Raw genomic sequence first — 12,404 nt, 5'->3', positions numbered from 1 at the left:
AGATACAAATAATTGGTAAGTCTAAATACTGCTCAAACTTAAAATTTTTCCGGAAGGGTTAGGGTTTTATTAAGTTAAAAATAAAGGAATTAATGTATTAAATTACAAAATTTTTGGTGATATCTTTTGAATAAATTGGATAGTCGTACAGATAAAGAAAACAGAGGGCCAAGGAATTATCTAGAAAAAAATGCAAATTCTATTATTTTCTTGGTGATATTAACTGCTATTGTAAGTTTGATTACATATTACAGGATATTGGTTCAGATAGATATGGGACCAGTTTCTGATAGTTTTGATTTTCTATCTAATGCACTTGTATTTGCTGGTCAGGGCATGGGATACTCTGATTTATTGAGACCGCCTTTTTTTTCATTTATAATTTCTTTGATCTTCCGAATGGGAATAGTGTACACAAGTACCATCTATGTTTTAGACGGCGTGTTGTTCCTATTTGGAGTTATTGGATTGTTTTTCCTTTTAAAGGTAAGGTTTAATGATCTTGAAAGCTTCTTAGGAGGATTGTTATATGCTACTTTCCCAATAGTCCTAACAGTATTAAGTGTTGGTTTTTCAGACCTTGCAAGTGTGTCTTTTTCGATCTGGGCATTATATTTCACTATTTTAGCCGTTAAAAAGGATTCAAGGTTCTTTATTTTAGTATTTCCATTTTTAATGTTTGCATTTTTGACAAGGTACAATTCTGCTCTTTTAATATTCCCAATTTTCCTTTACATTTTGATGAATAGGGATAAAATTAACTTTAAGAGTATTATTGCAGGAATAGGGGTTTCAGTATTAATTATATTACCTGTACTCCTATTTTACTATCAAAAATTTGGAAATATCATGTATCCATTTATTAGTTTCGGATCGTCTTCAACGGCACTTACAACATCAACAGAAAGTCTATCATATGAACCAAGTATAATCTATTTTTTACAAAAGTTTCCAGCATTTGTAGGAGCTCAAGGTATCACAATACTCTTAATAGTAATGTTAGGGTTTGTTTTGTATTTATTCCTAAAATTTGTAAATAAAAAGCGGGTTAATAAAGAATTATTTAATGTTTTTAGTTTTGATAGGGCAGCCAAGATAAAATGTATAGTCTTTATCATTTTAGGAATCATATTTTTAGTTAGCTTTGGTAAAACGGTTTACATGTTAAGTGAAGTATTATTCTTTGCCATTGCTTACCTATTTTACGATATTATAAAAGATATGAAGCTAAAAGATATGGATCTTAATTTAATGGTTTTCACATGGTTTATGGCATTTTTTATTTTTCACAGTGTTTTTGTTCTGAAGGACAATCGATATTTTGTACTTATGGCACCACCAGTGGCTTACTTTATGATTCTAGGGTTGGTTGGAATTTCAAATAGAATAAAACTTAGATACAAAAATAGAAATATTGTTTTTCCGGTCATTGCAGTAATATTAACAATTATTATGCTCTTATCAACTGCCACACAAATACCTTCTATATTAGAAGCAAACAACGATAAAGTAATCGCAAATCAACAAATTATACAGTCGAGTCAATGGTTTGTTAGTTATGATCCAGATTATAAAAATAGAAATATCTATTCCGATTTATGGCCAAATTTCAGCTGGTACCTCAGGACAAATGTGAAGCCGGTACCAATTTTTAAGGATAATCAAACATTTCCAAATGGAGTAAAAAACAGCACGTTTAATCAGCAAGATAGCAATGCATTCAATAATTACCTAGAAACTAACCATGCTGATTATTATTTCTGTGTTAGACCCGGACTTAATTTAACTTCGTATACACCAATTAAACAGTTTGGAATTGTGACGATTTATCAAAAGAAATTATAACACATAAATTTTATAAATATTTGAAAGAGTAGGTTAAATGAAAATTGGAGTTATAACATCTGTATATCCTGAATTTAAAGGTGATCCTCATGGAATCTTTGTTCACAGGCTTATGAGAGAAATAAGTAAACGAGGTCATGAAGTGCATATACTAGCGCCTTTTAGTGGTGGAAAAACTGATTATATTATCGATGGTGTGATCGTTGAAAAGTTCAACTATTTTTATCCTAGAAAATTCCAAAGGCTAAGTGGAAGATCTGGAATGATCGATAATGTGAAAGAAGGTATTTTTGTAAAATTCCAGTTTTTAACATTCATTTTATTCAATGCCATTAATTCATGTAGAAAATTACATGATATGGATATTATTCATGTACAGTGGCCCATTCCCAATGGATTAGGTGCACTATTCTTAAAAACGTTCTATAAAATTCCTTATGTAAATACAATATTTGGAGAAGAAGTTTATCTATCAAAAAGATACCATACGATACCTATCCTTAAATTATTAGTTAATAAATCCTCAAAAACTATTACTATAAGTACCGGATCCTTAAAAGCATGCTTAGAATCGGGCTTAAAAAAAGAAAAACTTGGAATAATGCCCTTTGGAGTAGATACAAATTTTTTCCGGCCAATAAATGTGCAAAAAGATAAAGAAATATTCCAAATTCTTTCTATTGGTTATTTTATAGAAAGAAAAGGATTTGAATATCTTATAAAAGCCGTGAAAGAAGTTTTAAAAGAGTATGATAACATCAAACTAAACTTAGTTGGGTCAGGGCCTTTGGAAAGCCAGATAAAAAAACTCATTGAAGAGCTAGAATTAGATAAATATGTTCAGATTACAAGCAATATCTCAGATGAAGAACTCTTAGGGATATATAACTCCTCAGATCTTTTCGTGCTTCCTTCTATTGTTGATTCACAAGGGAACACTGAAGGATTGGGAGTGGTTTTACTTGAGGCAATGGCATGTGGTTTGCCAGTTATAGGGTCAAATATTGGAGGAATACCGGATATAATTCAAGATCATAATACTGGTTTATTGGTACCTCCAAAAGATATTCTAGAACTTTCTAAATCGATAAAATGTGTGATAAAGGATAAAAAATTTAGAAAAAAACTTGCAATTAATGGTTATAAAATGGTTAAAGTGAAATTTAGTTGGGAAAAAATAGCAGAGGGTTACTTGAAGATTTATAAACGCGTATAAACAGATTATCTATTATTTAAAAGGATATAAGAATGAGCACAATACAAAGAATTGCAAAAAATACTAGTATATTGTCTATTTCTCAAATAATAAGCATTATTCTAATATTTTTCTACACAATTTACATAGCAAGATTTCTCAGTGCTGAGGGATTTGGTATTTTATCCTTTGCTTTAGCTTTTTCAGGAATTTTTTCTATTTTGGCAGATTTAGGAATAAACACACTAATTGTTAGGGAAGTTGCACGAGATAAATCCTTAGCTAAGAAATATCTTGAAAATGGATTAACAATAAAAATTATACTCTCATTTTTCACATTATTGTTCATTGCTATTTTCATAAATTTACTTGGTTATCCTCAAGAAACCATTAACGTGGTTTATTTTATTTCTATATCAACTATAATAACTTCAGTTTTTGGAATATTTTATTCTATTTTCCAAGCAAACGAAAAAATGGAATATCAATCTTTAAACCAAATTTTAAATAGTATTTTAATGTTTTTAGGAGTCATTATAGCAATAAAATTAGGATTTGGTGTTGTTGGGTTTTCTTTCTTATATTTCATTTCAAGTTTAATTACTTTATTTTCTATTTTTTTCATTTACATATGGAAATTTTCAATTGTCAAAATTGATATTGATTTAAATTTCTGGAAGCTAATTATGAAAGAGGCATTACCCTATGGACTTTCAGGAATTTTTGTCATGATTTATTACTGGATAGATTCAGTAATGCTCTCGATTATAGCTGGAAACGAAGTAGTAGGATGGTATAATGCAGCATATAAAATTATTTACATTTTCCTTTCATTCAATACCTTATTTATAATTTCAATCTTTCCAGTGATGTCTAATTTTTATAAAACATCCCATAGGTCTCTAAAATTCACATTTGAACGATCATTTAAATATTTGTTAATTATTAGTATTCCAATTACAATCGTTACTACATTGTTAGCAAATCGTATTATTTTAATGCTTTATGGACCAGATTACATTCCATCAATAATTGCACTTCAAATATTAATTTGGACTTTAATTTTCATGTTCCTTAATGGAATTGCTGGTAACTTATTAGGTTCAGTTAATAAACAGCCTATTGTAACTAAAATTACGGGCTTTGGTGCTATTTTGAATATTTTACTCAATATCCTGTTAATACCAAAATTTAGTTATATTGGTGCTAGTTTTGCAACTGTATTAACTGAATTTATACTGATGCCAATAATAATTTATGTTATGTGGAAAAATGGATATACAACTCTAAATCCATTGATAAAAGATTTACCAAAAATAATTTTTTCAAGTTTAGTTATGACATTTTTTGTAATATATCTAAATAGTTTAAACTTATTTTTAGTATGTTTAGTAGCTTCAATAACATATTTTGGTACAATATTCCTTACAAAAACATTAGATGATACTGATATGCAAATTTTAAAAAGCATTCTACGAAAGGATAGATCATAAGTAAATAGTTTATTTAATAAAATGAATGCATAAAAAAATTAAGAACTGATAAAATGAGATTAGGTATACTTTCATGGATATTAGATAGACAAAGAACAGGTATAGATAATTACCTTTATAATATTGTCGAGGGGATGATTAAAGAGGGTAATGCAGATAAAATATCCCTAATCCATTATAAAAAGTCTAACGATAAAATTTACTCAAAGGTCAATGATGTAACAATTGGCTCACTTCCATTTAATTTGATTAATCCTCTAAATTTGTCCAAAGCGGTTAGAGAAACAGATATAGATGTTCTTCATTTGCCATCACATATGGTTTTCCAAATAAGCCCGTTTTTCCTTAATTTAAATGTAAAAAAGGTTTTAACGATTCATGATCTTATTCCAATTTTATTTCACCGAGATCTTCCTTTGTTTTATAAATTATGGGGTCCGACACTAAAAATTATTAAAAATAGACCAGATCATATCATCACTGATTCTGAAAATACAAAAAATGATTGTATAAATTATTTAGGGATTCCTGAAGATAAAATAGAAGTTATCTACCTGGCATCTGATAAACGTTTCAAATTAATTAAAAATAAAGATAGTATTAAAGAAGAACTAAAAATTAAATATAACATAAAAAATCCGTTTATCTTGTGTGTCGGTACAATAGAATTAAGGAAGAATATCCCATTATTGATCAAGTCATTTTATAAACTTTTAAATAAAGGTCTTAAACTTAAACTGATCTTAATAGGTATTCCCGGACATGGATTCAATGAAATATCACATCTTATTAAAGATTTAGGTATATCTAAAGAGGTAATTATTTTAGGATACGTACCAATTAATGATTTAATCAAATTTTACAATGCAACAGATTTATTTGTTTTTCCATCTTTCTACGAAGGATTTGGATTACCCCCGCTAGAAGCTATGGCTTGTGGTTGTCCCGTAGTTAGTTCAAACACATCTTCATTACCTGAAGTTGTGGGAGATGCGGGGATTATGGTAGATCCATATGATTTTCAAGCTTTAACAGATAAAATGTATAAAATTTTAACAAATGAAAGTTTGAGTGTTTCTTTATCTAATAAAAGCTTAAATCAAGCCAAGAAGTTTAATTGGCAGAAAACTGCAAGCCAAACTTGGAAAATCTATGAGAAAGTGACAGATAAATGATAACTATTATTATGTTAATTGGTTTAAAGGTGATAGAATGGAGTCTAACAAAAAAGTATTATTTTTTAATGCAAAAAGAGAGAAATGTGATAGTGATTCACCCCATTTAGGCCTTGCAACATTAGCTGCTGTTTTAAAAAAAAGCGGATATGAAGTCTTAGTAGTAGACTACCAATTCAAACCCAATGCACCTTCTCCAGAGATATTTTTAGATGACTTTAAGCCAGATGTTATGGGCATTACATTATACACAGCCACTATGAACGAGGCAGATAAAATAATAAAACAAATATCCAAATTTGATATACCCATACTCGTTGGAGGACCACACGCAACCTTGTATTATAATGATTTAGTTAACAAAGCCAATTATATCTTAATTGGTGAAGCAGAAAATATAATAGAAGAAACAGTTAAAAAGGCAAATATTCATTCAAAAGGTCTAATAATCCGATCAGAACCGCCTGATCCAAAAAATTTGCCTTTTCCTGACTTTACCTCTTTCTTTGGTTATGGAGACATTTTCGTATATCCTTTACTTACTAGCCGTGGATGTCCATATAACTGCAGTTTCTGTGCAGTTCGTTTTGTTTCAACCAGAAAATGGCGGCCTAGATGGATTGAAGATTGTATAGAAGAGGTCATCCAAGCCAAGAAAGTTCTAAAAAGTATGGATTCAGTAGTTATCTATGATGACAATGCCATGTTTAGAAAAGATCATATTAAAAAATTTCTTAATCTATATTTAGATAAAAATATCAATTTACCACTAACAATAATAAATACTCGTGCAGATGGTCTCGATAATGAGATTATTTCACTATTAAAAAAAGCAAAATGTCCATCTATAGGTATAGGGGTCGAGTCGGGGCATCCTGAAGTTTTTGAATTGATTAATAAAGGCGAAACATTAGAGGATATTGTAAAAGCTTCTAAATTAATAAAAAAACATAAACTATCACTACAGCTGTGTTTTGTAATCGGTCTCGAAGGTGATTCCTACGAGAAAATCCAATCATCCATAGATTTTGCTAAAAAAATAAACCCCGATCACATTTACTGGAATATGATTACCCCATTTGAAGGAACAAAGATTAGAGAATGGTACGATAAAAACGGAAGTGTTTTTGATCTGGTTAATCATTCCTCATATGTTGATGGAGATTTCATGTGTGAGGAACCATGTGCTGAAACACCAGAATTTAGCGTAGAAGAACGTAAAAAAGCTTATATCTTAGCTATACTAAAAACAAATTATACAACATTAAAATTTAGAGATACACCTCGTTTATTCTTCTACATCAAAGAATATGGGTTTTATAAAGAGTTTATTTGTTGGATACCCAACAAATTGTGGGTGAACATTAAAAAACCCTTTTTATTATTGAGATTGGCTATCAATATCTACCCTGAAGTTGGTATGAAAGGGTTGATAAAACGAATTAAACAATACTAAGTTTAACATAAATGGGAAATATCAGAGATCAATAACTATTCTTACTATAGATTAAATATATAGATAAATTACATATTGGGGAAAAATTTATGGGTTTAAAATGGTCTAAAATAACAAATAATACTTGGATACGATTTTTATTTTGTGTTATTCCTTATTATCCTCTGCGTTATAAGTACTATAGATTTTTCGTTAAAGACAATACATTTAAATTTCAGGGACATAATTACAAATATTTTAATCACAGCTACAACACAACCTGGAATAATGAGCGGGCGGTAGAAATACCAATAATCTGCAAATTCATATCTGAAAATAATGGCAATAACATCCTTGAAATAGGAAATGTACTATCACATTACTTTATTATAGATCACGATATTTTAGATAAGTACGAGAAAGCCGAGGGTGTGATCAATGAGGATGTAGTAAATTTCCAAACTTCAAAAAAATATAAATTAATAGTCAGTATTTCAACTCTTGAACATGTTGGTTGGGATGAAAATCCCCGGGATCCTGAAAAGATCTTTGAAGCATTCGAAAATTTAAAGAAATCTCTTTTTAACGGCGGTAAATTGGTAGTTACATTACCTATTGGTCAGAATCCCATACTTGACAGGTATATTGAAACCGCCCAGATTAGATTTAATGAAAATTATTATTTAAAGCGAATATCCCAAACAAATAACTGGACAGAAATTAAATCGGGGTTTTATAATGCAAAATATAATTCCCCATTTCCCATGGCTAATATAGTTTTTATAGGTGTTTACCAAAAATCTGGTTAAAAATATTAATGATAATCCCCTATTTATACGAATAATGGAGAATACACTAATGAAGATTGCAGTTTTTCATAATTTACCGTCAGGTGGTGCAAAAAGAGCGCTCTATGGAAATGTAAAGTTTTTAGCCAAAGAACATGAAGTAGATGTTGTAGTTCCATCAACTGCGAATGAAGAATATTTGCCCCTAAAAGATATTGTAAACAATTTAAAAGTATTTCCAGTAAAAAATAATCTTCCAGGATTTATTTATTCTGCATTGAAATATTTTCCTTCCAAAGTTTCATTAAATGATCTTAAAAAAACTCAAAAGATTATGGCAGAATATGTAAACAAAAAAGATTATGATGTCGTCTTGTGTGAACAAGATAGACATACTATGGCGCCTTTCATTTTGAAATATTTAAAAAAACCACTCGTTTACTATTGTCAACAACCAAATTGTTTTAGATACGATATTTCAAGAAAACTATACAAAGAAGCAGGTTTAGAATATAAGAACATCATAGAAGGTCTTTATTTGAGAATATTTGGTTCTAAACTTATAAAACATGATAAAAAATATGCGAACTACTCTAAATATATGGTTTCGAATTCAAATTTTTCAAAGGAAATTATTTTCAAAATGTATGGTATAAGTTCACTTGTTTCTTATTTAGGGGTGGACAATAGAGTTTTTAGACCCATTGATATTTTAAAAGAGAATTTTGTTTTATCTGTTGGCCAATGTATTCCAGAAAAGGGTTTTGAATTTATTGTGAAATCAATAGCAATGATAGATGTTGATTTACGTCCCGATTTTGTTTTGGTAACTGATCATGGCAATATTCACTGGAAAAATTATCTCGAAAAATTAGCAATTAAATTGAATGTTAAATTAAATATATTGAATCTCATTACTGATGAAGAACTGAATTTATTATATAACCAAGCAAAAATGGTAGTTTATACACCTTACATGGAGCCATTTGGGTTGGTTCCATTGGAAGCTATGAGCTCTGGAACTCCCGTTGTGGGTATTAATGAGGGAGGTGTCATGGAAACAGTTATAAATGGAAAAACAGGTATTCTAACAGAAAGAGATCATACAATATTTGCGAAAGGTGTTGAAACGTTATTAACAAACCAAAATATGTCTGATAAATTCATTGAAGAATCTATTGTGGTTTCAAATAATTATTGGACACTGGAAAATTCTGGAAAAAGATTACTTAACCATCTAAAACAAGCTAAAGATGTTTATAATGATTAATAATATTATTCATCATAATAATGTTTCCCCCCCCAAATTTTAATTTATTATTAATGTTTTAAAATTAATTAATTACAAAAAATGGACTTAAATCTTTTGAATTATCATTATATTCTCTTAATTAAACCGTCCAACAAACCCTTATAATAGACTAGAAATAATTTATTATTTTTATAATATATGCTCATCGAAAGGGGTAATATGATTGCCATTAATATTTGAATAGGTACAAAAACTAAAAAATTTACTTTCGGTGCCCATTTTTTCATAAAGATCCATCTATTTCGTGTTATGTAATAAAGCCCAATTTCTCTTCTTATTCCCCCACCAGATCTGGAAACTTTGTGCCATATTTTAGCCTTAGGTATGTAAAGACAGTTGAAACCCTTTTCTGCAGCCCTTAAAGCTAGATCTGCTTCTTCAAAATATAAAAAAAACTTTTTATCCAATAATCCCACATTATCAAAAACCTTCCTTTTGACAAGAACAGCAGAACCATTAATATATTCAAAACTCTTTTTTTTATTATACTGTCCATTATCTATCTCATTTATCCCTACATTTATCCCTCTGGCAAATTTCCAATCGATCTTCCCCCCAATACACCAAATAACATTTGGATTGTCATAATAATATACTTTTGGACCTAAAAGTCCAACTTTTTTCTCTTTTTCTCCTTCATACACCAATACCTTTAGAAAGTCCTTATCAGTAACTGTATCATTATTTAAAAGTAAAACATAATCTGGATGGAACATTTTAAGGGCAAATCTAATACCTATATTATTTCCTTCAGCAAAACCATAGTTTATATCATTTTTTAATAAAATTAAATTATTATCATTGTTAAAATCTGTTATTTCAAACTCATTATCTTCAATTACTTCTATCGGTTTGTTATCTGGATTGTTTTCAAAGAATTTAGATTTAATTTCCAGTTTACCCATACTGTAATCTTTTATTTTTTGAATAGAGTCATCAGAAGAATTGTTATCTACAATAACTACCCTATAATTGGGGTAATTTATTTGATAAATGGATTCAAGGCATTCTATAGTATCTTTCCAGCCATTCCAGTTTAAGATAACTATAGCAACTTTTGGATTTTCCATTATATCACCGATTTACTTAAACTTTTTTCTTAATAACCGGTTTTCCTTTTGAACTATATAGATTTCACGTTTAAGAAGGCTTATTTGTGTTGCAACGAATCCGAAAATCAATATTTGAATTCCTGAGATAATCATTAGAACCATAAATAACATCAATGGCCTGGTTGGATCGAGGGTACCTAATAAATATTCATAGAATAGATAGATTCCACTTATAATTCCAATTAAAAGCAATAAAAGTCCAATTACGCCAAATAATATCATTGGCTTTTCGTATAATGAAAATAAAACATGTGAAATGGTTTTTGATCGAAATTTGAGTTTCGATCTTCCAAGTTTTCTTCCTTCTAAAACTGCAGGAACTTCTTTAATTTTATATCTAGTTGCAATGGCTTTAGAAAGAATTTCAAGATTAATATTAGTTCCGTTTGATTCTAATTCCATTGAATCTATTACTTCACGCCTGTAAGCCCTTAATACACTTGTAACAGTGCTTAAATTTTCTGGCATAGAATAGCCAACGAATTTATTGGCTATTTTACTGATAAATAGCCGGATAAATGGTACATTTTTAACATCTCCTCCCTCCATGTAGGGTGAACCAACTGCTATGTCGACAGTTTCATCGTTAAGGAGTTCAGAGGCAAGTTTTGTGATATGTTCGGGACTGTAGCTTAAATCTGCATCTATAGTTATTATTATATCTCCTTCAGACTTTTCAAAGCCAGTGCGGAGTGCTCTGCCCATTCCCATATTTATTGGTTGTTTATAAATTTTTACATGGGTATTGTCTGAAGAAAATTCCTCTGCCAATCTATATGTATCATCAGCACTGCCATCATCTACTACAACTATCTCGTAGTCTTCATAATTCTTCATTACCATGTTAACTTCTACCAGGGTTCTTAGAACATTGTCTTCTTCGTTGTACATTGGGATGATCACAGATATCTTCATGGTAATCTTTCAGAAAGGCTTATTATATATTCTTTTCCACATATTCATAGAGACAAATGAAAATAGCAACCATCTTTGGAACGAGACCCGAAATAATCAAACTTTCAACTTTGATAACACTTTTAGATAAAGATTTCAAACAAATTTTGATTCACACGGGCCAGCACTATTCATATGAAATGGATAGAATATTTTTTGAGGAGCTAAAACTCAGGGATTGTGATTATACCCTTAATATAGGGTCAGGGTCACATGCTAAGCAGACTGGAAAGATGCTTATGAAAATTGAAAAAGTTCTTCTAGATGAAAAACCCAGTATTGTAATTGTGCAGGGCGATACCAATTCGACCCTTGCAGGTGCATTGGCAGCTTCAAAACTTCAGATACCTGTTGCTCATGTTGAGGCGGGCTGTAGATCATTCGATAGAACAATGCCCGAAGAGATAAACAGGATCATGGTTGATCATATTTCTGACTTTTTGTTCGCACCAGATGAAAATGCTTTTAAAAACCTAATTAACGAAGGCATAACTCCTGGAAAAATTTACCTAGTAGGCAACACATCGGTTGATGCATGTCTAAGAACTAAAGATCTTTTCAACAATGAAACACCAGATTATTCGCTTGAAAAGGGAAATTACATATTATTAACTCTTCATAGGCAGGAAAACACATCATACGGGGGATTAAAAGGTATATTGGATGCAATTAACATAATTTCTGATAAAATTAAGGTTTTGTTCCCTGCCCATTTAAGGACCAGAAAGGTTATTGAAGATCATCAAATGGAAATTGGTAAAAATGTCATATTAACGGATCCTATGGGATATAAAGATTTTATTGAACTTTTGGCAAGTTCAAAATTTGTAATGACAGATTCTGGGGGAATCCAAGAAGAATGTGCAGTTTTAAATGTTCCCTGTTTGATATTAAGAGACAACACAGAGTGGATGGTTTATGTTGAGATGGGTAAAAACTTGTTATTGGGTACCAATCAAGAGAAAATTGTTGAAGGTGTCATGGATTTACTTGATAATGATCAAAAATTAGTTGAAATGATAGAAATTCCCTCAAATATAATGGGTAATGCTTCAGAATATATTGTTTCGATTATAAAAAATAATATTAAATAAT

At 30.0% G+C, this 12,404-nt stretch carries 10 protein-coding genes; 8 read left to right on the top strand and 2 right to left on the bottom strand.

Annotated elements, in window-relative coordinates:
• Window positions 1-126 precede the first annotated feature (126 nt).
• The 7 genes from DL91_RS08640 (at window position 127) to DL91_RS14460 (ending at window position 9,201) form a co-directional block, all read left to right on the top strand.
• Window positions 127-1,845 (top strand): glycosyltransferase family 39 protein, encoded by a 1,719-nt coding sequence (locus tag DL91_RS08640; protein ID WP_231551436.1) that lies wholly within the window; start codon window positions 127-129, stop codon window positions 1,843-1,845.
• Window positions 1,846-1,882: 37 nt separating this feature from the next.
• The gene (locus DL91_RS08635; protein WP_081882652.1) at window positions 1,883-3,061 is read left to right on the top strand and encodes a glycosyltransferase family 4 protein; all 1,179 of its coding nucleotides are present in this window, start codon (window positions 1,883-1,885) and stop codon (window positions 3,059-3,061) included.
• Window positions 3,062-3,093: 32 nt separating this feature from the next.
• Window positions 3,094-4,533, top strand: a complete 1,440-nt coding sequence (locus DL91_RS08630) for a flippase (protein WP_048191104.1) — start codon at window positions 3,094-3,096, stop codon at window positions 4,531-4,533.
• A 53-nt stretch (window positions 4,534-4,586) separates the two neighbouring features.
• Window positions 4,587-5,708, top strand: coding sequence for a glycosyltransferase family 1 protein (locus DL91_RS08625; RefSeq protein ID WP_048191103.1), 1,122 nt, complete (start codon window positions 4,587-4,589; stop codon window positions 5,706-5,708).
• Between the two features lie 37 nt (window positions 5,709-5,745).
• Window positions 5,746-7,164, top strand: a complete 1,419-nt coding sequence (locus DL91_RS08620) for a B12-binding domain-containing radical SAM protein (RefSeq protein WP_048191102.1) — start codon at window positions 5,746-5,748, stop codon at window positions 7,162-7,164.
• A gap of 89 nt (window positions 7,165-7,253) precedes the next feature.
• Window positions 7,254-7,952 (top strand): hypothetical protein, encoded by a 699-nt coding sequence (locus DL91_RS08615; protein WP_048191101.1) that lies wholly within the window; start codon window positions 7,254-7,256, stop codon window positions 7,950-7,952.
• A 49-nt stretch (window positions 7,953-8,001) separates the two neighbouring features.
• Window positions 8,002-9,201 (top strand): glycosyltransferase family 1 protein, encoded by a 1,200-nt coding sequence (locus tag DL91_RS14460; protein WP_048191100.1) that lies wholly within the window; start codon window positions 8,002-8,004, stop codon window positions 9,199-9,201.
• Window positions 9,202-9,308: 107 nt separating this feature from the next.
• Here the strand turns inward: DL91_RS14460 and DL91_RS08605 are convergent, their stop codons facing one another.
• Together DL91_RS08605 and DL91_RS08600 are read right to left on the bottom strand one after the other, a co-directional pair.
• A complete protein-coding gene (locus tag DL91_RS08605) occupies window positions 9,309-10,313 on the bottom strand; it encodes a glycosyltransferase family 2 protein (RefSeq protein WP_048191099.1) in 1,005 nt (334 codons plus the stop codon).
• A 12-nt stretch (window positions 10,314-10,325) separates the two neighbouring features.
• Entirely contained in the window at window positions 10,326-11,270 is a 945-nt protein-coding gene (locus DL91_RS08600) for a glycosyltransferase family 2 protein (protein WP_048191098.1), read from the bottom strand.
• A gap of 56 nt (window positions 11,271-11,326) precedes the next feature.
• Between DL91_RS08600 and wecB the strand changes: the two genes are divergently transcribed.
• Window positions 11,327-12,403 (top strand): non-hydrolyzing UDP-N-acetylglucosamine 2-epimerase, encoded by a 1,077-nt coding sequence (gene wecB, locus DL91_RS08595; protein ID WP_048191097.1) that lies wholly within the window; start codon window positions 11,327-11,329, stop codon window positions 12,401-12,403.
• Window position 12,404: the final 1 nt, after the last annotated feature.

It is taken from the genome of Methanobacterium sp. SMA-27, assembly GCF_000744455.1.
Classification (GTDB): domain Archaea; phylum Methanobacteriota; class Methanobacteria; order Methanobacteriales; family Methanobacteriaceae; genus Methanobacterium_B.
The sequence above is the reverse complement of the archived record's forward strand: the minus strand, read 5'-3'. Positions and strand labels throughout refer to the sequence as shown.

Excerpts from the sequence above, each read along its gene's own strand:
- DL91_RS08635 (WP_081882652.1), top strand. The coding sequence starts at position 1,883 with ATGAAAATTGGAGTTATAACATCTGTATATCCTGAATTTAAAGGTGAT.
- DL91_RS08630 (WP_048191104.1), top strand. The coding sequence starts at position 3,094 with ATGAGCACAATACAAAGAATTGCAAAAAATACTAGTATATTGTCTATT.
- DL91_RS08625 (WP_048191103.1), top strand. The coding sequence starts at position 4,587 with ATGAGATTAGGTATACTTTCATGGATATTAGATAGACAAAGAACAGGT.
- DL91_RS08620 (WP_048191102.1), top strand. The coding sequence starts at position 5,746 with ATGGAGTCTAACAAAAAAGTATTATTTTTTAATGCAAAAAGAGAGAAA.
- DL91_RS08615 (WP_048191101.1), top strand. The coding sequence starts at position 7,254 with ATGGGTTTAAAATGGTCTAAAATAACAAATAATACTTGGATACGATTT.
- DL91_RS14460 (WP_048191100.1), top strand. The coding sequence starts at position 8,002 with ATGAAGATTGCAGTTTTTCATAATTTACCGTCAGGTGGTGCAAAAAGA.
- DL91_RS08605 (WP_048191099.1), bottom strand. The coding sequence starts at position 10,313 with ATGGAAAATCCAAAAGTTGCTATAGTTATCTTAAACTGGAATGGCTGG.
- DL91_RS08600 (WP_048191098.1), bottom strand. The coding sequence starts at position 11,270 with ATGAAGATATCTGTGATCATCCCAATGTACAACGAAGAAGACAATGTT.
- wecB (WP_048191097.1), top strand. The coding sequence starts at position 11,327 with ATGAAAATAGCAACCATCTTTGGAACGAGACCCGAAATAATCAAACTT.